We start from the raw sequence: 25292 nt of genomic DNA, 5'->3' as shown, positions 1-25292 counted from the left end.
GGGTAGGTGCCGGGGCGAGGAGGTATCGCCTCATGTTCCTGGCCGACCAACTCCCCCCGCCCGGCGGTAGCGACCTCGGGACCTCCTGGTTCTTCTACATCGGGCCGGCCGTCATCTTCCTCGCGGTCATCTTCTGGGTGGCCGTCACCCTGACCGCGTCCCGCGTGCCGCCCCGCAACCGGACGCCGATGGGCGGTATGCCGAACCGGGGGCCCGTCCAGGGCGGGATCATCCAGGGCAGCCCGTCCCAGCGCACGCGCCGCGACCCGGCCCCATCGGTAACGCACCGCGAGATCATGGCCCACATCGAACAGGCCCGAGCCGAGGAGCGAGCCCGCGCCGAGGAGGCCGCCCGCCCACCCGAACCACGCCGAAAAGGCCACAGACGCCGGAAACGACGCCGCCTGTTCGGCCCCCGCAGATCCCGCTGACAGCCCCCACAGCAGAAGCGGCACCCCGTTCAGCACCCATAAAAGCCACTGACCACACCCGCTCAGCCCTCTCCCATGATCACTCCACGTAAGATGTCTGACGTCTTACTTGGGAGGGTTCGTGGGTTTGAGTCCCGTTTCCAGTGGTTCGACGGTGGACGCCGTGCTGGAGCAGCTTCAGGCGCAGGTCAGTGCCGGTTCCTGGGCGGTCGGCGAGCGGATTCCGGCGGAGACCGACCTCGCCGCGCGGCTCGGTGTGAGCCGTCCGGCCGTCCGGGAGGCGATCCGGGCGCTGTCGCACGTCGGGGTGCTGGAGGTGCGGCGCGGCGACGGGACGTACGTGCGCAGCAGCGCCGACCCGCGCCCGCTCCTGCGCCGGGTCTCGCGGGCGTCGGCGCGGGACGTGTTCGAGGTGCAGCTCGCCTACGACGTCCAGGCGGCCCGGCTCGCGGCCCGCAGGCGCACCGCCGCCGATCTGGAGCGGCTGGAGCTGCTGCTGCGCGCCCGCGACGAGGCCACCGAGCCGGACGCGTTCGGCGCCGCCGACGCGCGGTTCCACCTCGGGGTCGCGGAGGCGTCCCGGAACCCGGTCCTCATCGAGGCGATGCGGTACTTCATCGACCGGCTGCACGAGTCGATGCGCGCGATCCGGCTCGACCACGACGTCCCCGAGGCGGGCCCGGCCCGGCACCGCGCCGTGCTGGACGCGATCGCGGCGGGCGACCCGGAGGCGGCGGCGTCGGCCGCGGCGGCGGTCGTCGAGCCGACCCTCACCGTCCTGGAGTCCCTGCTCGGCGAGGGCGGGGAGGCCCCGTGACGGCGCGGCGCGCCGGGCTGGCCGGCGCCCTGCTCATGATCGTCCTCGTGGCGGTCAACCTGCGGCCCGCGATCGCCGCGGTCGGCCCGGTGCTGACCGAGATCAGCGACGAGTTCGGGCTGTCCGGGACGGCGGCGGGCGCGCTCACCACCCTCCCGCTGGTCTTCTTCGGCTCCTACGGGCTGGTCGCGGCGTTCCTGCCGCGGGCGCCGCGCGGCGAGACGCTGCTGGTCAGCGCGATGGCGCTGCTGGTCGGCGGGCTGGTGCTGCGGCTGCTGGACGGCCCCGCCGCGCTGTTCGCCGGGTCGCTGGTCGCCGGGATCGCGATCAGCATCGGCAACATCGCGATGCCGGGCATCATCAAGCGCGACCATCCCACCCGGATCACCACGGTGACGGCGGTCTACACGGTCGCGGTGACGGTCGGGGCGTCGCTGTCGTCGGGGGTCGTGGTGCCCGTCGAGCACGCCTTCGACTCGAGCTGGCGGCTGCCGCTCGGCCTGCTCGCGGTGCCGGCCGCGCTGGCCGGGCTGCTGTGGGTGCCCCGGGCGCGGCGCGCGGCGCACGCGGCCCGGTCGGCACCGCCCGCGGCGCACCGGCGCGGCGTCACGGCGCTGGTGTGGCGGTCGGGCCTCGCCTGGAACGTCACGGTGTTCATGGGCCTGCAGTCGCTGCTCGCCTACGTGGTGCTCGGCTGGCTGCCGACGATCTGCCAGGACCGCGGGATGGACGAGGCCGCCGCCGGGTACGTGCTGGCCCTGACGTCGGGGGTCCAGGCGATCGGGTCGCTGGCCGTCCCGGTGCTGGCGCGCCGGACCCGCGACCAGCGCCCGCTGGTGGTCGCCACGGCGGTGCTGGCCCTGGTGGGCTTCGCCGGGACGACCTGGGCGCCGATCGGGTCGGTGTGGGGCTGGGCGGTGGTCCTCGGCTTCGGCCAGGGCCTCGGGTTCGCCACCGCGCTGTCGTTCATCGGGCTCCGCGCCCACGACGCGCAGGTCGCGGCGCAGCTGTCCGGGATGGCGCAGGGCGTCGGCTACGTCATCGCGGCGCTCGGCCCGCTGGCGCTCGGTGCGCTGCACGACGCCACCGGCGGCTGGAGCGTTCCGATGGCGGGCGTGCTCGCGGTCTGCGTCGCCATGGCGGTGCCCGGGGCGGCGGCGGGCCGCCTCCGGACGGTCGGCGCCCCTTCCGAGGCCCCGGAGGGGGTTAACTCGGAAATCAGCGGACACATCCCTAATTGACCCCTGTAGGGGCCGATACGCCATCGGGAGGTGGACGACGATGCGCGCCACGATCCTGGCCGACCCAACCCAGCTCGTGGCACTCAAGTGGGCGTGGATCATCATTGTGGTGGCCGTGGTCGGGCTGATCGCCTGGCTCTCGCTGACCATCGAGGCCTCGTCCAGGAGAGTGCACCCACGCCGCCGGAACGACCAGATGAACCACCGCGGCATGGAGCAGGGCGGCATGTACACCTACCGCCCGGGGATGTTCTCCCACAGCTACCCGCCGTCGCGGGACGGCCAGTGGGCGGAGTTCCGCAGGGACAACCCCCAGCCGGGCCGCGAGCCGAGAAAGGCCTGGCCGGACGGCATCCTCTACGAGCAGACGGTCTTCAAGGAAGAGATCGAAGAGCTCAAACGCACCCCGCAGCGCCGCTAGAACACGTTGGGCGCGGGGCGGATGCCGCCTACGCGGGTCTCTCCGCCTCGTACCTCTACGACCGCGAGTTCCTCCAGGCCGGGGGTGTCGAGGCCCAGGGCTCGCAGGAGGGCCACGGTGACGGGGGTTCGCGCGCGCATGGCGCCGTCGTCGATCTTCACGGCGCCCGCGCGGCCGTCGGTGTAGGCGAACGCGTCGACGCCTTCGGCGCCGCACTTGACGAGCAGGCCGGGGACGGCGTCCATCAGCTGCCGCTCCTCGCGCCGGGTGCCGGACGTCCACTGCGGGTGGGTGCGCATCGCGTCGGCGACGCGCCGCTCGGGGGTGCCCGGCGCGGCGAGCACCAGCGCCCGGAACGCCCGCGCGACCCCGGTCGTGGACACCGCGAACAGCGGCGCCCCGCACCCGTCCACCCCGACGGCCGCGACCGGCTCGCCCGCCAGCTCCTCGACGACCTCCCGCACCGCCTCCTGCAACGGGTGCGCCGGGTCCAGGTAGGTCTCGGTCGGCCAGCCCGCCGCGACGCACGTCGCCAGCATCGCGGCGTGCTTGCCGGAGCAGTTCATCCGCATCCGGGACGGGCCACCGCCCTGCCGCGCGACCGCCTGCTGCGCCTCGGGGTCGATCGGCCAGCTCCGCGGGCACCGCAGGTCGTCCGCGACCAGCCCGGCGCCGGCGAGGATCTTCTCGGCGCCCTCGACGTGGAAGTCCTCCCCGGAGTGGCTGCCGGCCGCCAGCGCGAGCAGCTCGTCGTCCAGGTCGAGCCCGCGGCGCAGCATCGCGACGGCCTGCATCGGCTTGTTGGCCGACCGCGGGAAGATCGCCGCCTCGGGCTCCCCCGCGTGCACCGCGACCGCTCCGTCCGCCGCGAGCCCGACCGCGGCCCCCCGGTGCCGCGACTCCACGAACCCGGACCGCTCCACCTCGACCAGCACTGGATTGACGTCCACCGCACCCTCCCCTAACCGTCCGCTCGCACCGGTGTCGGCACGGACCACCTGATCAGCCCTCGGAAGGCCCCGACGTGGCCGCACCGCCCCGGTGAAAAGCAGGCCCGCCCGGTGGCGGGCCGCTCAACTCCATGGTCAAGTACCCGTCCGGCCCCATGGAACCGGAATCAGATCCTGTGGATAACCCCAAGATCAGCGGGGTTTGGTGTGCAGCAGGGCGCGAGCGTCCGCGGCGGGCATCGGCGGGCGCTGGGCCAGGTGGGCGGCTTGGGCGGCGCGTTCCACCAATTGGACGTTCGCCGTCACCGGCTGCCCCTTCGCCAGGGTGACGGTGTCCTCCATGCCGACGCGCAGGTGCCCGCCGGCCGAGAGCGCGGCGAAGAGGACGGGCAGGGACGTCCTGCCGATGCCGGTGGCCGACCACGTCGCGCCGGGCGGTAGGGCTTCCACGGCGGCGACCAGGGTGCGGGCGTCGCCGGGCATTCCGCCGGGCACGCCCATCACCAGGTCGCAGTGGACGTGGCCGCCGTAGGGAAGGCCGTGCTTGTCCAGGAGCCTGTGCAGCGCCGCTATGTGTCCGAGGTCGAACAGCTCGAACTCCGGCACGACCTCGCGTTCCTGGGTGCGCTGGTACAGCTCCACCATGAACGGCCAGGGGTTCATGAAGACGTCGTCGCCGAAGTTGACCGTCCCGCAGGTGAGCGAGCACATGTCGGGTTCGGCGTCCAGGACGCGGATGCGGTCCTCGTAAGGGTCGGTGACCGCGCCGCCCGTGGACAGCTGCACGATCAGTCCCGTGCTCTCCCGCAGCGCCGACACCGTGTCCCGCAACCGGGACGGGTCGAGCGTGGGCCGCGCGTCGTCGTCGCGGATGTGCACGTGGATCACGGCCGCGCCGGCCGCCTCGCACTCCTTGGCCGTCTGGACCAGTTCATCCAGGGTGACGGGCAGGGCCGGAACGTCCGCCTTGGCGGACTCCGCGCCCGTGGGCGCCACCGTGATGAGCGTCGTTGCTCCCATAGGCGGCAGAATGCATGGTCATGCGTGCGGTAGTCCAGAGGGTGAGCCAGGCCAGCGTGTCCGTGGAGGGGCGCGTCGTCGGCGCGATCGAGGGGCCGGGGCTGCTCGTGCTCGTCGGCGTGACGCACGACGACGGCCCGGAACAGGCCCGCAAGCTGGCCTCGAAGCTGTGGGGCCTGCGGATCCTGCAGGACGAGAAGTCGTGCTCGGACGTGAACGCGCCCCTACTGGTGGTGAGCCAATTCACCCTGTACGGGGATGCGCGGAAGGGCCGCCGCCCGTCGTGGACGGCCGCCGCGCCCGGGAACGTCGCCGAGCCCCTGGTGGACGCCGTCGTCCATGAGCTGCGGGGGCTGGGGGCCAAGGTCGAGACGGGCGAGTTCGGCGCCGACATGAAGGTCGCGCTGGTCAACGACGGCCCGATCACGCTCGTCCTGGACGTCTAGCCGACCCCGCACACGCCAGGCCGACCCGGCACACGCCTAGCGGAATCCGCACACGCCTAGCGGAATCCGTAGACCATGCCGACCAGGACGACGACCGTTCCGGCGGCCGCGAGGAGGATCAGGAAGCGGTCGGGCGGGGTGAGCCGTCCGCGGACGTCCGAGGACACGACGACGACGCCCGGCCCGGCCTCGTCCTGGTGCGGCCCCTTCTGGAACGGGTTGCGCAGGCCCGCGAGCCGCCACAGCGCGTCGTTGCGGATCCGCTGGTGGTCGGGCCCGCAGGCGAACAGCCGCCCCCGGGTGCGTTCGGTGCAGGCCGCGCCCTGCCGGCTCAGGACCCGGCACATGGTGGGGACGAGCATGAACTGGTACAGGCACCAGCCCAAAAGCGCGAGCAGCGCGACCCGCCAGGAGTGCAGCCACCACGCGGCACCGGCGGCCGCCGCGAACAGGGCCCACCACAGCAGCGCGGACTCGCGGCGGGGCCGCCGCCGGGTCCCCCGCCTGGCCGCCTGAGGCTCTCGCTTCCCAGGGTTCGCGACCATCGGTAGGAATCCACCTTCCCCGGACGGCGGCCGGTGAGAAATCGTCTATGTCCGACGATATTCGCCCGGGGGGCGCGCTGCTACCCGTGTTTCGCTGGGCGGCGGCGCAGCGCGATCTGCGCGTTCGCGCCGGTGTCCGGCGACACGATGACCTCCTGCGCGGCCGCGACTCCGCCGGCCAGCAGCTCGGCGTCCACCGGGACGTTCCGCTTCACCGTCGCCAGCGCGACCGGGCCCAGCTCGTGGTGCCGGGCGGCCGACCCGACGAACCCGATCGCCCGCCCGCCCGGGATCTCCACCGGGTCGCCGTGCGCGGGCAGCCGGTCGACGCTGCCGTCCAGGTGCAGGAACACCAGGCGGCGCGGCGGCCGGCCGAGGTTGTGGACGCGCGCCACCGTCTCCTGCCCCCGGTAGCAGCCCTTGCTCAGATGGACGGCCGTCTCGACGTAGCCGGCCTCGTGCGGGATCGTCCGCTCGTCGGTGTCGAGCCCGAACCGCGGCCGGTGCTCGGCGATGCGCAGCGCCTCGTACGCCCACAGGCCGGCCGGTTCGAGCCCCTCCGGGAACTCGCCGCGCGGGACGATCCGCGTCTCCGTTCCCGCGACGTCCGGCCAGGACAGGCCACCGTCCCGCGGCGGGCCGGTGACGACCATGTACTCGCCGGTCACGTCCGCGACCTCGACGCGGAGCATGAAGCGCATCCGGTCGAGGAACTCCGCGAGGGGCGCGGCGGCGCCGGGCTCGACGTGCGCCCAGGTCGCCTCGCCGTCGTCGACGACGAACAGGTGGTGCTCGATGTGGCCCTTGGGGTCGAGCAGCAGCGCCTCGGTCGGCGCGAACGGCGCCAGCCCGTCGAGGTGCTGGCTGAGGAGGCTGTGCAGCCAGCTCAGCCGGTCCGGGCCGGTGACCTTCAGGACGCCCCGGTTGCTCCGGTCGACGAACGCGGCCCCGCGTTCCAGCGCGCGCTGCTCCTTCGACGGGTCGCCGTAGTGCGCGGCGATCTCCTGGTCGGGCGCGTCGGCGGCGACGGCTCCGGGCGTCTTCAGCAGCGGGCTCTCCATGCGTCCAGACTATGTGGCGCGGCACTCCTTGCACCGCCCGTAGACGGTGAGGTGGTGCACGTCGGTCTCGAACCCGAAGTCGCGCCGCAGGACGTCCGCCAGCCCGGCGGCGGCGCGCGGGTCGACGTCCTCCACCGTGTGGCAGCCCCGGCACACCAGGTGGATGTGCTCGGCCTCGGCGGCGAGGTGGTAGTTCGGCGGCCCGTGCCCGAGATGGGCGTGCTTGACGAGCCCGAGCTCCTCCAGGAGTTCGAGCGTCCGGTACACGGTGGAGATGTTCACGCCGCGCGCGGTGCGCTGCACCTCGGTGCAGATCTCCTCGGGGGTCCCGTGCTCCAGGTTGGTGACCGCTTCGAGGACCAGCTGGCGCTGAGGGGTGACCCGGTACCCCTTGGCCCGCAGCTCCTCTTGCCACGACTCGACCATGCACCGAGTCTAGAACCCGCCCGGCGGGCCCGCCCCCGGGCCGGATTCAGCCCTCGGAAAACTTGTTTGCCTCACCGTGCGCCCTCACATAACGTGCGGGGTACGCGCGAAAGGAGGTGGTCCAAGCAATGGTTGATTGTAGGACTCGCGAGGTGGCTGTCCGCTAGTCGCCGTTCCGCCTCGGACCGCCGCCCCCTGGGCGGCGGAGCCGGTCGCGACGGTGACCGGCGAATACCAGGCAGTTACCCGGTCCCCGGACCGATGGACCCGTCCTGTCCATCGCCCCGCCACCCGGCGGGAAGGTCCGGGGATCGTTCATTTTCCGGGCCTGCCGGCCCTCAGGACACCTTCTTGAGCTGCGCCGACAGGTGCGACTGGAGCTGCTGCCCCATGGCCGCCATGTCGTACGCCCAGCCGAGGTCCTCCCCGATCAGCCCGTACAGCCGGTGCCCGCCGGTGACCTCCTTGGCCGACTCCGTGCGCGCCACGACGTCGGTGTGCAGCTCCACCCGGTTGAACGCCACGTCGCCGACGTAGATCTCGACGATCCCGGTCGGATGGGCCAGCGTGACCTCGACCTGGTGGTCCGGGCGCGGCCGCCAGTACCCCGTCTCCACCGCCAGCGGACGCCCGAGCGTGCCGTCCGCCTCGATCATCCAGGTGCGGCTCGCGTAGACCAGAAAAGGCTTCCCGATGTGGGTGAAGGACAGCTCCTGGCCGAAGTTGAACGACTCGATCGTCGGATAGCCGCCGACGCCGGCGCCCTCCCAGGTGCCGAGAAGGAACTTCAGGGGCTCAAGGTCCGGGTGCAGCTCAGGAACGTCCATGGACACCGAGCGTAGCGGCGCGCGCCGCCCTCCGCGTCCCGCTCCGGAGGGGACCGGCGTCCCTGGGCGCGCCCGCGTCCCGCTCCCATCATGTGAGCGTGTCGAACATCACCGGTGCGCTGCTCGTCCCGCTGCTCATCGCCGCCGCCCTGCTGGCCGCCGGCTGGGTCTGGCGGATCCGCTACCGCAACCTCCGGCGGGCCGCGGTGGCGAGCTGCGCGGAGGCCGCCGCACTGCCGGCCGGCGTCCCGTGCCAGGTCAGCGGGACGGCCGTCGCCGTCCAGGCCGCGCCCTTCTCCGGCCGGCCGTGCGCCTGGTACATGGCCAAGGCGACCGCCAAGACCGGGACGGGCAAGACGGTCTTCATCGACAAGAAGTCCGAGACGCCCTTCCACCTGGAGGACAAGACGGGCCGCCTCGCCATCGACCCCGCGACCGCCGCCGTCGACGGGGCCGTCCGGTCGATGGACGAGCGCCGCCCCGACAGCGGGCAGCTCCCCGGCCTGGACGGGGAGGTCGCCGAGTACCACTACGAGGAGTGGATCCTGCCCGCGCACCAGCCCCTCTACGTCCTCGGCACGTCGACCGGCACCGGGACGATCGGCAAGGACAAGGAGACCGGCCAGTACGCCGTCAGCACCCGGACCCGCGAGGAGTACCGGCGCCGCGCCGTGCTGTTCATGGGCATCGGCTACGGGGGCGGTGCGGCGATCTTCGCCGCCTGCGCCGCCGTCGTCGGCGTCTTCCACGTCATGGACTGACCGGCCCGCACTCGACCGGCCGGCGCCGCCCCTCCTACTTCAGCCGGCCGAGCCGGATCACGAGGAGGACGGCGGCGACCGCCATGAGACCGAGGGCGAGGACGAGGATCCCCGCGTTCACCATGCCACCCACACCGCCCGATGCTACGGGCACCGTCCGGAACTAGAGTGCCGATATGGCGAGACCACTCGTGATCAAAGTGACGGCGGGCGCGGACGCCCCCGAGCGCTGCAACCAGGCGTTCACGGTGGCGGCGGCCGCCGCGGCGAGCGGGGTCCCGGTCTCGCTGTGGCTCACCGGGGAGTCGGCGTGGTTCGCGCTGCCGGGGCGGGCCGCCGAGTTCTCACTGCCGCACGCCACCGGCCTGGACGACCTGCTCACCGTCGTCCTCACCACCGGGCGCGTCACCCTGTGCACCCAGTGCGCGGCCCGCCGCGACATCGGCCCGGACGACGTCCTGCCCGGCATCCGCATCGCGGGCGCCCCCACGTTCGTCGAGGAGATCACCCTCGACGACGTGCAGGCCCTCGTCTACTGATCCGCCCGCACGGGCGCGCAGGGCGAGCGCGAGGCCCGCGAGGGTGGCGCCGGTGAGGCCGAGCATGAGGTCGCCGATCGTGTCGCGGTAGATCGTGACGGTCTCGGGCGTGTCGAGGATGAAGACGCCGTACTCGAAGAACTCCCAGAGGATCGCGGCGATGGCGCCGGCCCCCGAGCAGGTCAGCGCCATCGCCCACGGCTGGAGGCCGCCCCAGCGGCGCAGCGCGACGCCCGCCGCGGCGCTCAGCAGCGCCCAGTTCCCGAAGTGGCAGGCGTCGTCGAACCAGCCGACGGTGTCGTAGAGGTCGGCGGCGTTCCCGGCGACGTCCACGAGGAACGGGAGCGTCACGAGCAGGTCGAGGTCCCACGGGAAGCGCCCGCCCCGGCCGCGCAGCGCCCAGACGAGGGTGACGAGCATGACGGCGGCGGGGTAGGCGGCCACGCGCACGCCCATCGCCTTGTCCGCGAACCGGTCCCATTCGGGGAAGGCGACGGCGAGCGCGAGCAGGGCGGCCAGGGCCGCCTTGGCGGCGAGGGCGGGCGGGCGCCAGCGGGAGGTGTCCATGCCGGCAAGCTTCGCTTCGGGCCGCGTCCGGCCGCATCGGCGCAACTACTCAGACGCGCCTGAGTCGTTCGTCGGCCGGGGACGCCGCTCCGGGCACGGCGGACGCGCGGTAGAAGCGGCGCAGAACGGATATAGGTCACCGGACACCCGTTCAGGAGGAGCCGGCCGGATGCTCGACGTACCGCTATGGGCCTGGGGCGCGACGATCGGACTGATCGCCGCGCTGTTCGTCCTCGACTTCTTCGTCGCCGTCCGGCGGCCGCACGCGGTGCACATCAAGGAGGCCACGTTCTGGTCGGTGTTCTACATCGGCGTCGCGATCCTGTTCGGCCTCGCCGTGTGGGCGCTCGGCGGGTCGACCGGCGGCACCGAGTACTTCTCCGGGTGGCTGGTCGAGAAGAGCCTGTCGGTCGACAACCTCTTCGTCTTCGTGATCATCATGGGCCGATTCGCGGTGCCGCCCGAGTACCAGCAGAAGACGCTGCTGTTCGGGATCGGCGCCGCGCTGCTGCTGCGGGCCGTGCTGATCGCGATCGGCGCCGCCGCGATCAGCCTGTTCTCCTTCACCTTCCTGATCTTCGGGCTGATCCTGATCTGGACGGCGGTGCAGCTCGTCCGGCACCGCGACGAGGAGCCGGACGTGGAGGACACCTTCCTCGTCCGCCGCGCCCGCAAGATCCTGCCGGTGAGCGAGAGCTTCCACGGCGGGCGGATGCTCGCCCACGAGGACGGACAGCGCGTGATGACGCCGCTGCTGATCGTCTTCGTCGCGATCGGCAGCACCGACGTCCTGTTCGCGCTGGACTCCATCCCCGCGGTGTTCGGCGTCACCAAGGACCCGTTCCTCGTCTTCTCCGCCAACGCGTTCGCGCTGCTCGGCCTGCGCGCCCTCTACTTCCTCATCGAGGGCCTGCTGGAACGGCTGGTGTACCTGTCGATCGGCCTGTCGGTGATCCTGGCGTTCATCGGCGCGAAGCTGATCCTGCAGTTCCTGCACGAGGACGTCAGCGAGTCCATCCCCAAGGTGCCGACCACGCTGTCGCTGGGCGTGATCCTGGCGATCCTGCTCTTCACGACGGCCGCCAGCCTCGTCCGCGTCCACGCCCACCCGGAGGAGAAGGCCAAGGCGGGCTCCCTGCGCAAGCGCCGCGACAAGGAGCCGCGCGACGAGGAGCCCGCCCACCGCTGACCGCCCCCGCCGGGCGGGTGGGCTCAGCCCATGCTCTTCGCGCCGTCGAGGGACTCGCGGATGATGTCGGCGTGCCCGGCGTGCTGGGCCGTCTCGACCGCGATGTGCGTGAGGACGCGGCGGGCCGACCAATGCGTCTCGGTGTTCCACGGGGCCTTCGGGAGCGGCTGGAGGGCGTCCAGGTCGGGCAGGCTCACCACGAGCTCGTCCGTGCGGCGGGCCGCCTCCTCGTAGGCGTCGAGGACGCCCTGCAGCGTGTCGCCGGGCAGCATCTTGAACTCGTCCGCCCGCTGCTGGAAGTCCTCCTCGGTCATCTCGGTGAAGTCGCCCATGGCGGACGGGCCTTCCACGATGAAGGACGCCCAGTTCCGCTCGACCGAGGTGACGTGCTTGATGAGGCCGCCGAGGCACAGCTCGCTCTTGGTCGTCCGCAGGCCCGCCTGCTCGTCGGTGAGGCCGCGGACGGTGAAGCGCAGGAAGTGGCGGGCGCCGGCCAGCGTCGCCAGCAGGTCGGCGCGCTCGCCGGTGGCCGTGGTCGGGGTCTGCTCGCTCATGCTCATGCCTCCGCCTTCAGTTCGTTCGTTCCGGTGAGTACCACGCTAGATGGCATTGCGGCCACTTCCTGACCGCAATTGCGGGAGACTGGAGAACATGGCGAACACGAGCTCCCGGACCCTTCGGTTGCTGTCCCTGCTCCAGACCCACCGGCACTGGCCGGGCGGGGAACTCGCCGAACGCCTCGGCGTCTCCGTCCGGACCCTGCGCCGGGACGTCGACCGGCTGCGCGAGCTGGGCTACCCCGTCGAGGCGTCGCGCGGCGTCGACGGCGGCTACCAGCTGGCCGCCGGGGCGGCGCTGCCGCCGCTGGTGATCGACGACGAGGAGGCCGTCGCGCTGGCCGTGGGCCTGCAGGCGGCGACGCGGGTGGAGGGCATCGCCGAGGCGTCGGTGCGGGTCCTGGCGAAGGTGGCGCAGGTGATGCCGGCCCGGCTGCGCCGCCAGGTGGACGCGCTGCGCGCGGTGACCGTCCCCGCCACCTGGGACGGCTCCGCCGAGGAGGGCATCGACCCGGGCGTCCTCACGGTGATCGCGCTCGCCTGCCGGGACTGCGAGCGCCTCCGCTTCTCCTACACCGCCGCCGACGGGACCGGGACCGGCCGGGAGGCCGAGCCGCACCGCCTCGTCCGCCTGGGCCGCCGCTGGTACCTGGTCGCCTACGACCTGGGCCGGCACGACTGGCGCAACTTCCGGCTGGACCGGCTGAGCGCCCCCGAGCCGACCGGCGCCCGGTTCCGTCCCCGCGAGCTGCCCGCCGCGGACGCCGCCGAGTTCGTCCGCAGCGGCCTGCAGGAGATGCCGCGCCCCTACCGGATCGAGGTCCTGGTGGACGCCCCGGCCGCGGCCGTCCGGAAGCTGATCGGCCGCTGGTGCACGGTCGAGGAGGTGGACGGGGAGCGGTGCCGCGTCCGGATGACCGGCGACTCCCTGGAATGGCCCATCATGGCGCTGGGCTCGGTCGAGGCCGACATCCACGTCGTGGAGCCGCCCGAGCTGCGCACCCGGCTGCACGCCTGGGGCGCCCGCTTCTCCCGCGCCTGACGGCGGCCCGGCCCCCGGGAGGAATCTCCCTCAAATGTGCCGCGACGAGACGTGCGCGCGGTTGTCCGCCCAGGTCGGGCGCAGGAGATTGGGAGGGATCGCACCGGGCTCCAGTGAGCGCGGACCAGGGGCCGGGCCGGCCCGGGCGCGAGGAGGGAGCGGGGCGATGCGCGTCATGCTGCGAGCGGTGATGGACACCGAGCGCTCGAACGAGGCGATCAGCAGCGGCAGGATGCCGGAGATCGTCCAGTCGCTGTTCGACAGGCTCGACCCGGAGGCCGCGTACTTCTGCGCCAGCCAGGGCTCGCGGTCCTGCACGGTCGTCTTCGACATGCGGGACAGTTCGACGCTGCCGACCGTCGTCGAGCCGCTGTTCCAGGAGCTCGGCGCCAAGGTCGAGATCCAGCCGGCGATGAACAGGGAGGATCTGCAGAAGGGGCTGGCCTCCATCCAGTAATCCGCGGCCGGACAATTCGCCGGGCGCCTTTCGGCATGACCACCGGGATGGCAGGCTCACAGGCATGCGAGTCGTCATCGTGGGTGCCGGAATCGGCGGGCTTGTCACTGCATTAAGGCTCCACCATAAAGGGATCGACTGCGTCGTCCACGAGCAGAGCGAGCGGATCCGCGAGCTGGGCGTCGGCGTCAACATGCTGCCGAACGCGGTGAAGCAGCTGGCCGAACTGGGGCTTCTGGAGCGGCTGGAGGCCGTGGGCAGCGCTCCCGACGAGCTGGTCTACACCCACCGGCTGGGCCAGGAGATCATGCGCCGGAGCTGCGGGCGCGCGGCCGGGTTCGCCTACCCGCAGATCAGCCTGCACCGCGGGCACCTCCAGGGCGAGCTGTACCGGGCGGTGTGCGAGCGGCTCGGCGGCGACGCGGTCCGGACGGGGCACCGGCTGGTCGATGTCGAGCAGGACGAGAACGGCGTCACCGCCCATTTCACGACCCCTGCCGGTGAAACGACGGCCCACGGCGATGTGCTGGTGGCCGCGGACGGAATCCATTCGACCGTCCGGGCGATCCTCTTCCCCGACGAGGGCCCGCCGCTCTGGAATGGCGTGATGATGTGGCGCGGGGCCGCCGAATGGCCGGAATTCGGCGGCGGACGCCGCATGGTCATCGCGGGCGGCACCGAGGCCAAACTGGTCGTCTATCCCATCGCGCCGGGCCGCCGTCCGGGCACGAAGCTCACCAACTGGGCGATCTGCGAGCGCACCGGCCGCCCCGGCGACCCGGCGCCGCAGCGCCAGGACTGGTCCCGCCGCGCCGCCACCGCGTCCCTCGGCGCGCTCGCCGCCCGCTTCCGCGCCCCGCTCCTCGACCACACCGCCCTGGTCAAGGCGGCCCCGGAGTGCTTCGAGTTCCCCATGTGCGACCGCGACCCGCTCCCCCACTGGACGCGCGGGCGCGTGACGCTGCTCGGCGACGCCGCCCACCCGATGTACCCGATGGGCTCCAACGGCGCCGGCCAGGCGATCATGGACGCGACCAGCCTCAGCGGCCACCTGGCCGGCCGTCCCGGCGACCCCGCCGCGGCGCTGCGCGCCTACCAGGACGAGCGCCTGCCCGTCACCCGCGAGGTCGTCCTCCGCAACCGCGAGGGCGGCCCGGAGAACGTGATCGACGAGGTCGAACGCCGCGCCCCCGACGGCTTCACCCGCCTCGCGGACGTCATCGACCCGGCGGAACTGGAGGCCGTCGTCACCGGCTACGCCCGACTCTCCGGCGCCACCAGAGACCAGGTGAACCGGCCACCCGGCGGGAGACCTTGATCGGCGAAAACCTGGGAGCGCTACGGATTCGGCATGTTCGCCGGTGCTTTGACCTGGGGTGATTGACGACTCCAGCCTGCCGCGGCCGGATAGTCGGGCAACTGGATGCCGTTGGCCGCTTCCCGGATCGGCTTCATGATGGCCTCCATCATCCGCGCCTTGCCCGGCATGTGCGGCGCCATCCGCATCATGAGGCCCTGCAAGCGCGCGCGGCTACGGGACGCGGGCACCATGCCCTTGGCTGCGGTGCGGCCCAGCCGCTGGTTCAGCTCCACGAACTCTCGCATCTCCTGCTCGTACCGCGCGAAGGCGACCCGGTGGTCGCCCTGGGCGGCGGCCAGCTCTCCGGCGAGAACGTACGCCCCGACGAGGGCCATGCCGGTGCCCTGTCCGGACGCGGGCGAAGGGCAGTACGCGGCGTCGCCCAGCAGCACCGCGCGCCCGCGTGACCAGGAGTCCATGCGTACCTGCGCCAGGGTGTCGTAGTAGAAGTCGCTCGCCGCCGGCATCGCGGCCAGCAACCGCGGCACCTCCCACCCGTGCCCGGCGAACGCCTCCGCGACGACCCGCTGCTGCGCCGCCACGTCATGCCGGTCGACGGGCCGGCTCGGCGCGGGGAAGAAGAACTGAGCCTTGGCCTCGGCAGCCGCCCCCACGCTGTAGACGTTCACCACGTGCCCGGCGGCCGACAGGACCATCTCCCAGCGGTCGAGATCCAGGTTGCCCGGGACGCCGAAGACCGCCACGCCCAGGCCGAGGCTGTGGGTGAACTGCGACTCGGGGCCGAAGGCCAGCGCGCGGATGCCGGAGTGCAGGCCGTCGGCTCCCACCACCAGGTCGAACGTACGCGGCGCCGCGTTCTGGAACGTCACGCGCGTCCCGCCGTCCGCGTCGGTGAGGGAGGTGATCGCGTCGCCGAAGACGTACTCGGCCTCGTCGCGGGTGAGGTCATGAAGGATCTCCGCCAGGTCCCCGCGCATGATCTCCAGGTCTCCGGGATCGCGGAATCCGATCATGTCCGGTCCGAGGGTCGCGATGGTCTTGCCCGCGCCGTTCAGCCACGTCCCGCCCCGGATGTCGGTCGACCGGCGCCGCACTTCGTCGAGGACCCCCATACGCCGCGCCACCTCCACCGCCACCCCGCGCAAGTCCACCTTGTAACCGCCGGGACGCGGCCCGGCGGCCCGCTCCACCACGGTCACCGCGAAGCCGTGGCGGCGCAGCCAGTACGCCAGGGCGGGACCGGCGACGCTCGCGCCGGAGATGAGCACCTTCATGAAGCCTCCTCTGTGTATGAGATACACGCTACTGCGTATGACGTATACCTAGATGCGTATGCTATACACAGATCCACGGAGGTGGTCAACATCGAGGAACCGGAGATCCCCGTCGGCATCGCGTTGGCCTGGGGGCTGCGGGATCGTCCCGGCAAGGGGCCCAGACCGGGGCTGAGCCTGCCGCAGATCGTCCAGGCGGCCCTGGACGTCGCCCGCGCCGACGGGCTGGCAGCGGTGTCCATGGCACGTGTGGCCAAGGAGGTCGGCGTGTCGACCATGGCTCTCTACCGCTATGTCGCGGCCAAGGACGACCTGCTGGACCTCATGCAGGACGCCGCCTACGCGCACCCGCCCGAGGCGCCTGCGGACAAGGACTGGCGCGCTGGGCTGACCGAATGGGCCTGGGCCATCCTGCACGCACTCAGAAGGCACCCGTGGGTCCTGCAGATGCCCGTCAGCGGGCCTCCGCTCATGCCGAACCAGATCGCCTGGCTGGAACGCGGCCTCACCTGCCTCGACGGTACGGGCCTGGCCGAGTCCGAGAAGCTGTCGGTCGTCATGCTGCTGTCCGGGTACGTCCGGCAATGGGCGGGCCTGTCGATCGCCGTCGGCGCCGCCGGGCCCGACCAGGCCGCGCGTTACGCCACGACGCTCGCCCGCGTGATCGACCCGGTCCGTTTCCCCGCCGTCTCCGCCGCCATGGCCGCCGGAGCCGTGAACGACGAATGGGACGACGGCGACGCCGAGTTCGTCTTCGGCCTCGACCGCGTCCTGGACGGCATAGCCGCCCTCACCCAAGGAGCGGCAGAGGCTTAGCCACGCGATCTCGTAGAGATGGGCAGTGGAGCTTCCAACCGGTCTCCGGGTGAGTCCGTGACCGCCGGGACGTCCTCGCGCGGGTGGTCGAAACTCGGCTCGGCGGCGCAGAAAGTTTCGGAGCGGACGACTTGCCGCCGATCATGATTCCGTCCCACCTGTCCAGGAATTTGGACTGTGGTCGGCGAGGCGTTCGCCGACCAGGCGAAAGGTGAGGTGAACGCGAGCGGGGGCTTCGAAAGGTTTCCGAAACTGTTGACATGCCGCCGGGGGCGGACGAACACTGGCGCCATCGACGGGCCTCGACCACCCCGCGCGGCACCGCCGACCCGGGCCACCCCGTCCGGCGCACGTCCTCGGGCCGTCCCCTCGCGGGACGGCCCCGACTCCCGCTCCCGCCGATCGATCCCCCCGCCCCCCGGCGACCGACCGGGTCGTCCAGCGCTGGCCCGGCCGCCCCGCCCGCGTCACGAGTAAGGACCCACCCCCATGAAGAGCGCGCCCATCAGCAGCACCCCGCAGGGCCGCGGACGCCGCCCCGCGACGCTCATCCGCACCAAGCCCGTCATCGGCGCCTGCGCCGTGGCGCTGGCGACGGCCACGGCGCTCCTGCCCGGCACCGCCAGCGCCGACACGACCATCACCACGAACCAGACCGGCACGAACAACGGCTACTACTACTCCTTCTGGACGGACGGCGGCGGGTCGACCTCGATGACCCTCGGCTCCGGCGGCAACTACCGCATGAACTGGAGCAACGTCGGCAACTTCGTCGCCGGCAAGGGGTGGAGCAACGGCGGCCGCAGGAGCGTTGCCTACTCGGGCAGCTTCAACCCGTCCGGCAACGCCTACCTGGCCCTCTACGGCTGGACGTCCAACCCGCTCGTCGAGTACTACATCGTCGACAACTGGGGCACCTACCGGCCCACCGGAACCTACAAGGGCACCGTCACCAGCGACGGCGGCACCTACGACATCTACCAGACGACGCGGTACAACGCGCCGTCCGTCGAGGGCACCAAGACCTTCCAGCAGTACTGGAGCGTCCGGCAGTCGAAGCGGACGGGCGGGACCATCACGACCGGCAACCACTTCGACGCCTGGGCGAGCAAGGGCATGAACCTGGGCAGCTTCAACTACTACATGATCCTCGCGACCGAGGGTTACCAGAGCAGCGGCAGCTCCAACATCACGGTCGGCGGCTCCGGCGGAGGCGGGGGCGGGGGCGGAGGCGGAGGCGGTGGGGGCGGCGGCACCGGCGGCTGCACCGCGACGCTGTCGGCCGGGCAGAAGTGGAGCGACCGGTACAACCTCAACGTCTCGGTGTCCGGCTCCAGCAACTGGACCGTGACGATGAACGTCCCGTCCCCAGAGAAGATCATCGCTACCTGGAACACCGCGGCGAGCTGGGACTCCAGCGGCCAGGTCATGACGGCGCGGCCGAACGGCAACGGCGACGACTTCGGCGTGACCCTTCAGACCAACGGCACGTGGACGTGGCCGACGGTCTCCTGCAGCGCCTGACCGGCACACCGCTCTTGTGGCGCGGCGACCCGGCCTCCGGTCGCCGCGCCGCACCGTCCCCTACTGGAAGGCCGCGACGTTGGCGCGGGCCCACTCCTCGAAGGAGCGGGGCGCCCGGCCGAGGACCCGCTCGACATCGGGGCTGAGCCGCAACTCGGCGGGCTTCGGCTCGCCGAGGATCCGCAGCAAGGTGTCGACGACCGGCGCCGGCACGAACGCCGGCATCCGCGCGAGCGCCTGCGCCCGGGTCAGCTCGACGAACCGCACCGGCTCGCCGAGGGCCGCGCCGATCGCCGCGGCCTGCTGCCGGGGCGTGACGGCGGCCGGCCCGTTCAGCTCGTAGACCCGGCCCACGTGCTCGTCCCGGCGCAGGGCGGCGGCCGCGACCGCCGCGATGTCCACCGGGTCGATCACCGGGATGCCGACGTCGCCGAACGGCGCGGCGACGGTCCGCTCGGCGCGCACCTGCTCCGCCCAGCTGTAGGCGTTGGACGCGAAGACGCCGGGGCGCAGGATCGTCCAGGCGAGGCCCGACTCGCGGACCACCTCCTCGCGCGCCGCCATGATGCCCCCGTGCGAGGGCGACTCCGGCCGGGTTGCCACGCCCTGCGACGAGAGCAGGACGACGCGCCGCACGCCGGCATCGCGGGCCGCCTCCAGGATGGCCCACGAGCCGAGCCGCTGGCCGCCGGCGCCGCCGTCGTGCAGGAACAGCGTCTCGGCGCCGTCGAACGCGGGCCGCAGGGTCTCCGGTTCGGACAGGTCGGCCCGGACGTGCACGGCTCCGTCCGGCAGGTCGACCGGTGTGCCCCGCGACACCGCCGTCACCCGCTCCCCCGTCTCCGCCAGGGCGCGCACCAGCGGCCGTCCGACGTTCCCGGTCGCACCCGTTACCACGATCATGATCGGTTCCCGCTCCTCACTGCCGTCTCTTGCGACGACGGCGACGCCAACTGCACCGGGATAGTAGGTACCTGGGAGATTCGGCCGTCCAGAAGAGGGCCGGATCGCCGGGCCGGGACCGGTCGCTCAAGGCCACCGTTACGGCGGGCCGGAAAGCGGCCCGCTCGACCGATTCGAAAGGCCGACCGCGTCAATTACCGGCCCGCGCGGAATTGGTTGACGATTCAATATGGCACCGGTCACAGCGCCGTTTCGCGCGGAGTCAGGTTCATCGCGATGTCGTCGGCCGCCCACAGCACGAAGCGCTCGATGGGAGTGATCGTCTGCCCCGGCGCGAGCTCGAACCGGAACCGCTTCAGCAGGACGGCCAGGACGAGTTCGGCCTCCACCATCGCCAGCGTCGCGCCCTCGCAGCTGCGCGGGCCGAGCCCGAACGGGATGTAGGCGAGCCGCGGACGGCCGGCGGACGCCTCCGGGGTGAACCGCTCCGGGTCGTAGACCTGCGGGTCGGGCCAGTACTCGGGGTTCATGTGGACGGCCCAGAACGGGTAGAAGATCGTCGTCCCGGCGGGCACGGTGTACTCGCCGAGGACGACGTCCTCGGTGGCCTCACGCGCTCCGTAGGGCCCCGGCGGGTAGAGGCGCATCGCCTCCTTGAGGGCCATGTCCAGCTCGGTGAGCGCCTTCAGGTCGGCGTAGCCGGGCGCGGCCCGGTCGCCGAGGACGCCGTCCACCTCGTCCGCGACGCGCTTGGCCACGTCGGGGTGCCGGGCCAGCAGGTACAGCGTCCAGGAGATCGCGACGCCGGTGGTGTGGTGGGCGGCGAGCATCGTCATCAGCACCGTGTCGCGGATCCGCGCCGGCGACTCGCCGGACGCCGCCAGCGCCGCGATCATGTCGCTGCGCTCGGCCTCGCCGGTGCCGCGGTCGCGGTGGGCGGCGAGGACGTCGTCGACGGTCCCGCGCAGGTAGGCCAGGGCCTCCTCGGCCTGCGCGCTCGCCGGGCCCGGCGAGCCCATGTACTCGGTGAGGACGGTCTCGAACGCCTCCACCACGCGGCCCGCGGACTCCTCGTCCTCCAGGCCGCTGCCGAGCGCGTAGCGGCAGATCATGCGCAGCGACAGCGCGCTCAGGTCCCGCTGCAGGACGACCGGCCCCGCGGCGGCCGCCCAGCGGTCGGCCATCTCGGTCGCCAGCGCGGTGAACTGCGCGAAGTGCGCCTCGTGCGACGGCCGCCCGGCCAGCACCGACAGCATCGTCCGCCGCCACGGGCCGTGCTCGTCGGCGGGGATCGTCTGCAGGTTGCCCGCCTCCTGCAGCGGCGCGAGGAACTCGAACAGCTTCTCCGGCCGCTTGTCGATCTTCGCGGTGGCCTCCAGCAGGACGGGGTCGGCGACCGACACCGCCACGTCCGCGCCGGGCAGCGGGAACCGCACCACCGGCCCGTACTCCGCGTGCAGTTCCAACTGGTAGTTGTGCAGCCCGCCGGCCGCCGCGATGGCCGCGGCGCCGTCATTTTCCGCGGCCGGTCCGGGGATCTGCGAGGGGGTGGCTCCGTCGCGTCGCATTTGCGCTCTCCCGCCGTCAGGATGGTCGTTTCGGTTGTTACGGAGTTGATCACAATGCTTACATGTTCGTGCATAGTTCGCGATATGCCGGGCAGAAAATCGTCCGGCCCCGGCAGGACGGGGGAGAAGACACTGGACATCGTTGATCCGACGACGCCGAACGTCCCGCGGATGTACGACTACCTGCTCGGCGGCAAGGACAACTACGCCGCCGACCGGGAGGCCGTGGAGGAGGTCGTCCGGCACGCGCCGGACACCCCGTTCCTCGCGCGGGAGAACCGCGCCTTCCTGCGCCGCGCGGTGCGCCTGCTGGCCGAGTCCGGGATCCGGCAGTTCATCGACATCGGCTCCGGGCTGCCCACGCAGGGCAACGTCCACGAGATCGCGCACCAGGTCGCCCCGGACGCCCGCGTCGTGTACGTCGACATCGAGCCGGTCGTCCTCGCGCACGGCCGCGCGCTGCTTGCCGGGACGCCGGAGGTGACCGTCATCCAGGGCGACGCCCGGCGGCCGGACGACATCCTGGCCGACCGCGAGCTGAACGACCTCATCGACTTCGACCGGCCGGTCGCGGTGCTGATGCTGGCGGTGCTGCACTTCATCGACGACGAGGCCGACCCGCCCGGCATCGTGGCGCGGCTCCGCTCCGTCATGGCCCCCGGCAGCTACCTGGCGGTGTCGCACGTGACCGCCGACTTCGACGCCGACAGCCGGGTCCGGGAGGCGGGCGCGGTGTACGAGAAGGCCACCTACCAGATCACCCTGCGCAGCCGCGACCACGTGATGCGGCTGTTCGACGGGTTCGATCTCGTGGAACCGGGCCTCACCACGCTGTCGCTGTGGCGCCCCGATCCCCGCACGACCATCCCGCCCGGCGCCGAGCGCCAGTGGTGCTACGCCGGCGTCGCCCGCAAGACCGACTAGCCGAGGCCCGAAAGGTCCCGGGTGACGACGGTGTTGCGGTCGGCCGGACGGTTCCCCAGGGAGAGCTGTGGCCACTGGCCCGACAGCTCCTGGCGGCTGCGCTCGCTCCAGGCCCGCGCCTCGTCGCCGCGCGTCTTGTAGAAGTTGAGCGCGTAGCCGCCGGTGTGGACCCGCAGGAGCGTGAAACCGCCCGGGTACTCCTTCACCGCTCCCACCTCCTGCTGGACGACGCGGGGCGCCAGAGGGAACGTCGAGCGCTGGTTGCGGTGCGTGTGCCCGGCATGGTGCAGGAACACGCCGGGCGTGCGGTTGTAGGCCGCGAGGATGCGCAGGGACTGGCCCGCGTCCAGCGAATGGGCGCCGGTGATGGCGAGCGGGTCGTTCTCGGTGAAGAGCGGATGGTGGCCGAAGACGAGGGTCGGCCGGTCCGGCTCCTTCGCCAGTTCCGCCTCGAACCAGGCCCGCTGGCCGGCGGAGAGCCCGCCGGAGTCGCCGCCGTCGCCCGGCTTGTCGTAGGTGTCGAGGCCGATGACGCGCAGCCCGCGCAGGTCGCGTGAGAAGTACGTCCGGCCGGACGGGAAGAAGGCGTCCTTGAAGCAGTCGTTCCCCTGCCAGGAACCGGGCGTGCAGCCGCCGTAGGGCGTCCCCGCATGGGCGCGGTCGTGGTTGCCTCGCGCCACCAGGTAGTCGCCGCCGAGGGTGCCGAACGTGTCGAGGATGCTCTTGGCGCTCTGGAGGTCGGCGGGGGCCGCCTCGCTGGAGACGTCCCCGGCCGCCAGGAGGTAGGACGCGCCCCGGCTCCGGGCGTCCGCGATCAGGGCCTTCGCCATCACCTCGGGATAGGGCGGATGGCCCGGCACCTGCTCGATGCCCTTGATCCACGGGAGCTGTCCGACGAGGCCAGCGACCGTCTCGCCCAGGTGGAGGTCGTTGCAGAGGGCGATGGAGAACAGGTGGCGGCCGGGCGGCGGCTGCGGGGTCGTGAACGCGAACACCTCGCCTTGCGGGCTGCCCGCCGCCGTCCCGAACGCCAGCCAGGTCGGCGCCGCGTCCTGCCCGGCCGAGCGCGCCTTGTAGTAGTACGTGCGTCCCGGTTCGAGACCGGTCAGTTCGACGTAGTGGTACGGCGTGCCGGACGGGCCGTGGGCGACGGACGTCAGGCGGGACGGGTGCGTCCCGTAGAGCACCTCCGCGTCGGACGGCGCGGGCCTCATGCGCCCCAGGCCGTCGTCCGTTCCGGGGGCGCCGGTGTACCAGGTGAGGACGGCCGTCGTCTCGGTGACGGTGACCAGTTCGAGGTTCACCGGCCGGACGGCGCCGCCGTCCGCCCACGCGGTGCCGGGCAGCAGCGACGCGCCCGCGGCGATGGCGCTCCAGCGGAGCAGGGCCCGGCGGCTCGGACGGCAGCAGATCATGATCGCTACGGTGGCACCGGCGCCACCGTCCGACCAGACCCAAAACCGCCCGGAACCGGCCGATCCGGTCGGCGGGTCAGCCGGCGACGGCGCGCAGGCGCTCCTCGCGCAGGCGGCCCGCCCAGGAGTCGTCCAGCGGCTGCAGCTCGCGGCCGACCGCCCAGCGCAGCAGCAGGTCGGCGAGGCCGGGGTTGCGGACGAGCGCCGGCCCGTGCATGTACGTGCCGAGGACGCGCCCGCTGTAGGCGCCCTCGAAGCCGTCGCCGCCGCCGTTGCCCACACCGTGCAGCACCTTCGCGAACGGCCGCGCGTTCGGGCCGAGCTGCGTGACGCCCTGGTGGTTCTCGAAGCCGGTGATGCGGGGGACGTTCAGCTCGGCCGCCACGTCCCCGACGATCTCGCCGACGGCGCGCTGCTCGCCGCGCCCGGAGCGGATGTCGAGCAGGCCGAGGCCGGGCACGGGCTGCCCCTCCTCGCCGCCGAACTCGTGGCCGAGCAGCTGGTAGCCGGCGCAGACGGCGAAGACCACCGCGCCGGACTGGACGGCGCGCGCGAGGCCGCCGTCGCCGCGCAGCCGGTGCGCCGCGAGGATCTGCGGGCGGTCCTCGCCGCCGCCGAGCAGGTAGATGTCGCCGTCGGCGGGGACGGGCTCGTCCGAGCGCAGGCTCACGGTCTCGGTCGGGATGCCGCGCAGCGCCGCACGCCGCTCCAGGACGATCGTGTTGCCCTGGTCGCCGTAGGTGCTGAGCAGGTCCGGGTAGATCCAGACGATTTTGATGCGGTCAGACGACACGGCCGTACCTCGTTCGGATGTTCTGGAAGGCGGTGTAGTTGGCGATCACGTCGAGGTGCCCCGGCGGGACGGCCATGACCGCCTGGTCGATGTCGTCCACGACGGTGAACGATACGTCGGCGGCCTCCAGCCGGGCGGCGAGGTCGATGCGGCGCTCGCCGGTGACCCAGACCGGGCGGCCGCGCAGGATGCGGTAGTCGACGTCCCACAGCCAGGACGTGTCGCGGCCGTCCGGCCCCTGCGCGTTGATCGACAGCGCGACCGGGCCGGGCGCGGGCTGCAGCACGTCGAACGCCTCCAGCCAGCCCGCCGGGTTCTTCGACAGCAGCAGCCGGATCGACCGGCCCTGGTGCTCGACCGTCGTGTACCGGCCGGCGACCGAGGTGACCTGCGACAGCAGCGGGAGGGCCTGCTCGGGCGGGACGCCGAACTGGGCGACGACCGCGAGCGCGACCAGCGCGTTCGAGCGGTTCGCGCGGCCCGGCAGCGACAGGCCGGCGAGCGAGAACGCCCGGCCGTCGGGCCCGGTGACGGTGTCGCCGCGCAGCGCCCAGTCGGGGCGGGGGCGGCGGAAGTGGCACTGGCGGCAGGCCCAGTCGCTGTCCTCGTCGGTGTCCTGCCGGTCGAGGGGACCGCCGCACTCGGGGCAGCACCAGGAGTCCTCGCGCCAGTGCTGACCGACGGCGACCCAAGTGACGCTCTTGGCGGTGGCCGCGCCCCAGGTGACGAGCGGGTCGTCGCAGTTGGCGATGACATGGCTGGTCGGGGACGCCTCCAGGGCGCGGCGCCACTTGCCCGCCAGCAGCCAGATCTCGGCGGCCCGGTCCATCTGGTCGCGGCTCAGGTTCATCAGCGCGACGAGGTTCGCCCCGGTCTCCCGCAGGACCATCGGGACGTACTTCTCGTCGCATTCCAGCACGCCGTAGCGGGCGGACGGCGCGGACGCGAGCGCGGACACGTGGCCCGTCGGCATGTTCGCGCCGAACGCGTTCGTGGCGACCTCCCCGAGCGGCGTCATCGCCGAGGTGATCAGCCGGGTCGTCGTCGTCTTGCCGTTGGTGGCGCTGACGAGGACGAGCTTGCGGTCCTTCGCGAGCCTGGTCAGCAGCTCGGGGTCGAGGCGGAGGCCGACCCGTCCGCCGATCACCGAGCCGTCCCCGCGGCCCGCCATTCGGGACATCTTGGCGGCCGTACGACCGAGCGCGACGGCCAGCTGCGAACGCAGCGGAAGATCGCTCATGGACTCCGTCTTCTCTGGATGCGCCGGAAAACCGCTCCGAGCCTAGCCGCTGGACGCACCGGTCCGGGCGCGTTGGGGGCGTACCGGCGGGTTCGCGGGCATCCCGCGGCGGGACCGTGCACAATGTGAGCATCATCACACGCGACGGTGTAAACCAATCGGGGCATTGTTGACCAGACCTGACATGTCGTGATTCGGTGCGACCTCCGACTGCGGT

General features: G+C 72.4%; 27 protein-coding genes. 14 read left to right on the top strand and 13 right to left on the bottom strand.

Annotated elements, in window-relative coordinates; genetic code table 11:
- Positions 1–32: 32 nt before the first annotated feature.
- The 4 genes from HUT06_RS06155 to HUT06_RS06140 all read left to right on the top strand — a co-directional run bounded on the left by HUT06_RS06155 (position 33) and on the right by HUT06_RS06140 (position 2910).
- The gene (locus HUT06_RS06155; protein ID WP_176194822.1) at positions 33–431 is read left to right on the top strand and encodes a hypothetical protein; all 399 of its coding nucleotides are present in this window, start codon (positions 33–35) and stop codon (positions 429–431) included.
- Between the two features lie 154 nt (positions 432–585).
- The gene (locus HUT06_RS06150) at positions 586–1248 is read left to right on the top strand and encodes a FadR/GntR family transcriptional regulator (protein ID WP_176194821.1); all 663 of its coding nucleotides are present in this window, start codon (positions 586–588) and stop codon (positions 1246–1248) included.
- Entirely contained in the window at positions 1245–2489 is a 1245-nt protein-coding gene (locus HUT06_RS06145; RefSeq protein WP_176194820.1) for an MFS transporter, read from the top strand. The genes HUT06_RS06150 and HUT06_RS06145 overlap by 4 nt, the downstream gene beginning before the upstream one ends.
- A gap of 40 nt (positions 2490–2529) precedes the next feature.
- Positions 2530–2910, top strand: coding sequence for a hypothetical protein (locus tag HUT06_RS06140; protein WP_176194819.1), 381 nt, complete (start codon positions 2530–2532; stop codon positions 2908–2910).
- On the opposite strand, the gene HUT06_RS06135 is transcribed toward HUT06_RS06140, so the two are convergent.
- Together HUT06_RS06135 and HUT06_RS06130 are read right to left on the bottom strand one after the other, a co-directional pair.
- On the bottom strand, positions 2907–3860 hold the full coding sequence (locus tag HUT06_RS06135; RefSeq protein ID WP_176194818.1) for an asparaginase: 954 nt from the start codon (positions 3858–3860) through the stop codon (positions 2907–2909). The genes HUT06_RS06140 and HUT06_RS06135 overlap by 4 nt on opposite strands.
- 192 nt (positions 3861–4052) lie before the next feature.
- The gene (locus tag HUT06_RS06130; protein ID WP_176194817.1) at positions 4053–4880 is read right to left on the bottom strand and encodes a 3-keto-5-aminohexanoate cleavage protein; all 828 of its coding nucleotides are present in this window, start codon (positions 4878–4880) and stop codon (positions 4053–4055) included.
- 20 nt (positions 4881–4900) lie between these two features.
- Here HUT06_RS06130 and dtd point away from each other — a divergent pair, with 20 nt between their 5' ends.
- Complete coding sequence (dtd, locus tag HUT06_RS06125; RefSeq protein WP_176194816.1) at positions 4901–5326, top strand: D-aminoacyl-tRNA deacylase; 426 nt, start codon at positions 4901–4903, stop codon at positions 5324–5326.
- Between the two features lie 56 nt (positions 5327–5382).
- Here dtd and HUT06_RS06120 read toward each other — a convergent pair whose 3' ends face one another.
- The 4 genes from HUT06_RS06120 to HUT06_RS06105 form a co-directional block, all read right to left on the bottom strand.
- The gene (locus tag HUT06_RS06120; protein WP_176194815.1) at positions 5383–5871 is read right to left on the bottom strand and encodes a hypothetical protein; all 489 of its coding nucleotides are present in this window, start codon (positions 5869–5871) and stop codon (positions 5383–5385) included.
- Between the two features lie 80 nt (positions 5872–5951).
- Positions 5952–6932 carry a folate-binding protein YgfZ gene (locus HUT06_RS06115; protein ID WP_176194814.1) on the bottom strand — a complete coding sequence of 327 codons (981 nt, stop codon included), beginning with the start codon at positions 6930–6932 and terminating at the stop codon, positions 5952–5954.
- 9 nt (positions 6933–6941) lie between these two features.
- Positions 6942–7358 carry a Fur family transcriptional regulator gene (locus tag HUT06_RS06110; protein ID WP_138640134.1) on the bottom strand — a complete coding sequence of 139 codons (417 nt, stop codon included), beginning with the start codon at positions 7356–7358 and terminating at the stop codon, positions 6942–6944.
- A gap of 338 nt (positions 7359–7696) precedes the next feature.
- Complete coding sequence (locus HUT06_RS06105; protein ID WP_176194813.1) at positions 7697–8185, bottom strand: FABP family protein; 489 nt, start codon at positions 8183–8185, stop codon at positions 7697–7699.
- 98 nt (positions 8186–8283) lie between these two features.
- Here HUT06_RS06105 and HUT06_RS06100 point away from each other — a divergent pair, with 98 nt between their 5' ends.
- The 3 genes from HUT06_RS06100 to HUT06_RS06090 all read left to right on the top strand — a co-directional run bounded on the left by HUT06_RS06100 (position 8284) and on the right by HUT06_RS06090 (position 11241).
- Positions 8284–8946 carry a GIDE domain-containing protein gene (locus tag HUT06_RS06100; protein WP_176194812.1) on the top strand — a complete coding sequence of 221 codons (663 nt, stop codon included), beginning with the start codon at positions 8284–8286 and terminating at the stop codon, positions 8944–8946.
- Positions 8947–9122: 176 nt separating this feature from the next.
- Positions 9123–9485 carry a DsrE family protein gene (locus tag HUT06_RS06095; RefSeq protein WP_176194811.1) on the top strand — a complete coding sequence of 121 codons (363 nt, stop codon included), beginning with the start codon at positions 9123–9125 and terminating at the stop codon, positions 9483–9485.
- Between the two features lie 736 nt (positions 9486–10221).
- Positions 10222–11241, top strand: a complete 1020-nt coding sequence (locus HUT06_RS06090) for a TerC family protein (RefSeq protein ID WP_176194810.1) — start codon at positions 10222–10224, stop codon at positions 11239–11241.
- 23 nt (positions 11242–11264) lie between these two features.
- Here HUT06_RS06090 and HUT06_RS06085 read toward each other — a convergent pair whose 3' ends face one another.
- The gene (locus tag HUT06_RS06085; RefSeq protein WP_176194809.1) at positions 11265–11795 is read right to left on the bottom strand and encodes a DinB family protein; all 531 of its coding nucleotides are present in this window, start codon (positions 11793–11795) and stop codon (positions 11265–11267) included.
- Positions 11796–11892: 97 nt separating this feature from the next.
- Here HUT06_RS06085 and HUT06_RS06080 point away from each other — a divergent pair, with 97 nt between their 5' ends.
- From HUT06_RS06080 to HUT06_RS06070, 3 genes are all read left to right on the top strand, one after another.
- Positions 11893–12840 (top strand): YafY family protein, encoded by a 948-nt coding sequence (locus tag HUT06_RS06080; RefSeq protein ID WP_176194808.1) that lies wholly within the window; start codon positions 11893–11895, stop codon positions 12838–12840.
- Positions 12841–13006: 166 nt separating this feature from the next.
- Positions 13007–13297 carry a hypothetical protein gene (locus HUT06_RS06075; protein ID WP_176194807.1) on the top strand — a complete coding sequence of 97 codons (291 nt, stop codon included), beginning with the start codon at positions 13007–13009 and terminating at the stop codon, positions 13295–13297.
- Positions 13298–13361: 64 nt separating this feature from the next.
- Positions 13362–14615, top strand: coding sequence for a flavin-dependent oxidoreductase (locus HUT06_RS06070; protein ID WP_176194806.1), 1254 nt, complete (start codon positions 13362–13364; stop codon positions 14613–14615).
- 20 nt (positions 14616–14635) lie between these two features.
- Here the strand turns inward: HUT06_RS06070 and HUT06_RS06065 are convergent, their stop codons facing one another.
- Positions 14636–15892 carry an FAD-dependent monooxygenase gene (locus HUT06_RS06065; protein ID WP_176194805.1) on the bottom strand — a complete coding sequence of 419 codons (1257 nt, stop codon included), beginning with the start codon at positions 15890–15892 and terminating at the stop codon, positions 14636–14638.
- Between the two features lie 81 nt (positions 15893–15973).
- Between HUT06_RS06065 and HUT06_RS06060 the strand changes: the two genes are divergently transcribed.
- Both HUT06_RS06060 and HUT06_RS06055 read left to right on the top strand, forming a co-directional pair.
- The gene (locus tag HUT06_RS06060; protein ID WP_176194804.1) at positions 15974–16708 is read left to right on the top strand and encodes a TetR/AcrR family transcriptional regulator; all 735 of its coding nucleotides are present in this window, start codon (positions 15974–15976) and stop codon (positions 16706–16708) included.
- Positions 16709–17197: 489 nt separating this feature from the next.
- On the top strand, positions 17198–18232 hold the full coding sequence (locus tag HUT06_RS06055) for a glycoside hydrolase family 11 protein (protein ID WP_176194803.1): 1035 nt from the start codon (positions 17198–17200) through the stop codon (positions 18230–18232).
- A gap of 60 nt (positions 18233–18292) precedes the next feature.
- Here the strand turns inward: HUT06_RS06055 and HUT06_RS06050 are convergent, their stop codons facing one another.
- Both HUT06_RS06050 and HUT06_RS06045 read right to left on the bottom strand, forming a co-directional pair.
- Positions 18293–19135 carry an NAD(P)H-binding protein gene (locus HUT06_RS06050; RefSeq protein ID WP_176194802.1) on the bottom strand — a complete coding sequence of 281 codons (843 nt, stop codon included), beginning with the start codon at positions 19133–19135 and terminating at the stop codon, positions 18293–18295.
- Between the two features lie 239 nt (positions 19136–19374).
- Positions 19375–20703, bottom strand: a complete 1329-nt coding sequence (locus tag HUT06_RS06045) for a cytochrome P450 (RefSeq protein ID WP_176194801.1) — start codon at positions 20701–20703, stop codon at positions 19375–19377.
- 84 nt (positions 20704–20787) lie between these two features.
- On the opposite strand from HUT06_RS06045, the gene HUT06_RS06040 reads away from it, so the two are divergent.
- Entirely contained in the window at positions 20788–21627 is an 840-nt protein-coding gene (locus HUT06_RS06040; protein WP_176194800.1) for an SAM-dependent methyltransferase, read from the top strand.
- Here HUT06_RS06040 and HUT06_RS06035 read toward each other — a convergent pair.
- The 3 genes from HUT06_RS06035 to HUT06_RS06025 all read right to left on the bottom strand — a co-directional run bounded on the left by HUT06_RS06035 (position 21624) and on the right by HUT06_RS06025 (position 25075).
- On the bottom strand, positions 21624–23042 hold the full coding sequence (locus HUT06_RS06035; protein ID WP_176194799.1) for a metallophosphoesterase family protein: 1419 nt from the start codon (positions 23040–23042) through the stop codon (positions 21624–21626). The two genes, HUT06_RS06040 and HUT06_RS06035, sit on opposite strands and share 4 nt — an antisense overlap.
- A gap of 76 nt (positions 23043–23118) precedes the next feature.
- A complete protein-coding gene (locus tag HUT06_RS06030; protein WP_176194798.1) occupies positions 23119–23835 on the bottom strand; it encodes a type 1 glutamine amidotransferase in 717 nt (238 codons plus the stop codon).
- The gene (locus HUT06_RS06025; RefSeq protein WP_176194797.1) at positions 23825–25075 is read right to left on the bottom strand and encodes a MurT ligase domain-containing protein; all 1251 of its coding nucleotides are present in this window, start codon (positions 25073–25075) and stop codon (positions 23825–23827) included. Before HUT06_RS06025 ends, HUT06_RS06030 begins: the two co-directional genes overlap by 11 nt.
- Positions 25076–25292 lie beyond the last annotated feature (217 nt).

The sequence above is a fragment of the Actinomadura sp. NAK00032 genome (genome assembly GCF_013364275.1).
Classification (GTDB): domain Bacteria; phylum Actinomycetota; class Actinomycetes; order Streptosporangiales; family Streptosporangiaceae; genus Spirillospora.
The sequence above is the reverse complement of the archived record's forward strand: the minus strand, read 5'-3'. Positions and strand labels throughout refer to the sequence as shown.

Excerpts from the sequence above, each read along its gene's own strand:
- HUT06_RS06070 (WP_176194806.1), top strand. The coding sequence starts at position 13,362 with ATGCGAGTCGTCATCGTGGGTGCCGGAATCGGCGGGCTTGTCACTGCA.
- HUT06_RS06095 (WP_176194811.1), top strand. The coding sequence starts at position 9,123 with ATGGCGAGACCACTCGTGATCAAAGTGACGGCGGGCGCGGACGCCCCC.
- HUT06_RS06035 (WP_176194799.1), bottom strand. The coding sequence starts at position 23,042 with ATGATCTGCTGCCGTCCGAGCCGCCGGGCCCTGCTCCGCTGGAGCGCC.
- HUT06_RS06055 (WP_176194803.1), top strand. The coding sequence starts at position 17,198 with ATGAAGAGCGCGCCCATCAGCAGCACCCCGCAGGGCCGCGGACGCCGC.
- HUT06_RS06085 (WP_176194809.1), bottom strand. The coding sequence starts at position 11,795 with ATGAGCGAGCAGACCCCGACCACGGCCACCGGCGAGCGCGCCGACCTG.
- HUT06_RS06120 (WP_176194815.1), bottom strand. The coding sequence starts at position 5,871 with ATGGTCGCGAACCCTGGGAAGCGAGAGCCTCAGGCGGCCAGGCGGGGG.
- HUT06_RS06115 (WP_176194814.1), bottom strand. The coding sequence starts at position 6,932 with ATGGAGAGCCCGCTGCTGAAGACGCCCGGAGCCGTCGCCGCCGACGCG.
- HUT06_RS06155 (WP_176194822.1), top strand. The coding sequence starts at position 33 with ATGTTCCTGGCCGACCAACTCCCCCCGCCCGGCGGTAGCGACCTCGGG.
- HUT06_RS06045 (WP_176194801.1), bottom strand. The coding sequence starts at position 20,703 with ATGCGACGCGACGGAGCCACCCCCTCGCAGATCCCCGGACCGGCCGCG.
- HUT06_RS06105 (WP_176194813.1), bottom strand. The coding sequence starts at position 8,185 with ATGGACGTTCCTGAGCTGCACCCGGACCTTGAGCCCCTGAAGTTCCTT.
- dtd (WP_176194816.1), top strand. The coding sequence starts at position 4,901 with ATGCGTGCGGTAGTCCAGAGGGTGAGCCAGGCCAGCGTGTCCGTGGAG.
- HUT06_RS06130 (WP_176194817.1), bottom strand. The coding sequence starts at position 4,880 with ATGGGAGCAACGACGCTCATCACGGTGGCGCCCACGGGCGCGGAGTCC.
- HUT06_RS06140 (WP_176194819.1), top strand. The coding sequence starts at position 2,530 with ATGCGCGCCACGATCCTGGCCGACCCAACCCAGCTCGTGGCACTCAAG.
- HUT06_RS06075 (WP_176194807.1), top strand. The coding sequence starts at position 13,007 with ATGCGCGTCATGCTGCGAGCGGTGATGGACACCGAGCGCTCGAACGAG.
- HUT06_RS06090 (WP_176194810.1), top strand. The coding sequence starts at position 10,222 with ATGCTCGACGTACCGCTATGGGCCTGGGGCGCGACGATCGGACTGATC.
- HUT06_RS06080 (WP_176194808.1), top strand. The coding sequence starts at position 11,893 with ATGGCGAACACGAGCTCCCGGACCCTTCGGTTGCTGTCCCTGCTCCAG.
- HUT06_RS06040 (WP_176194800.1), top strand. The coding sequence starts at position 20,788 with ATGCCGGGCAGAAAATCGTCCGGCCCCGGCAGGACGGGGGAGAAGACA.
- HUT06_RS06050 (WP_176194802.1), bottom strand. The coding sequence starts at position 19,135 with ATGATCGTGGTAACGGGTGCGACCGGGAACGTCGGACGGCCGCTGGTG.
- HUT06_RS06065 (WP_176194805.1), bottom strand. The coding sequence starts at position 15,892 with ATGAAGGTGCTCATCTCCGGCGCGAGCGTCGCCGGTCCCGCCCTGGCG.
- HUT06_RS06025 (WP_176194797.1), bottom strand. The coding sequence starts at position 25,075 with ATGAGCGATCTTCCGCTGCGTTCGCAGCTGGCCGTCGCGCTCGGTCGT.
- HUT06_RS06110 (WP_138640134.1), bottom strand. The coding sequence starts at position 7,358 with ATGGTCGAGTCGTGGCAAGAGGAGCTGCGGGCCAAGGGGTACCGGGTC.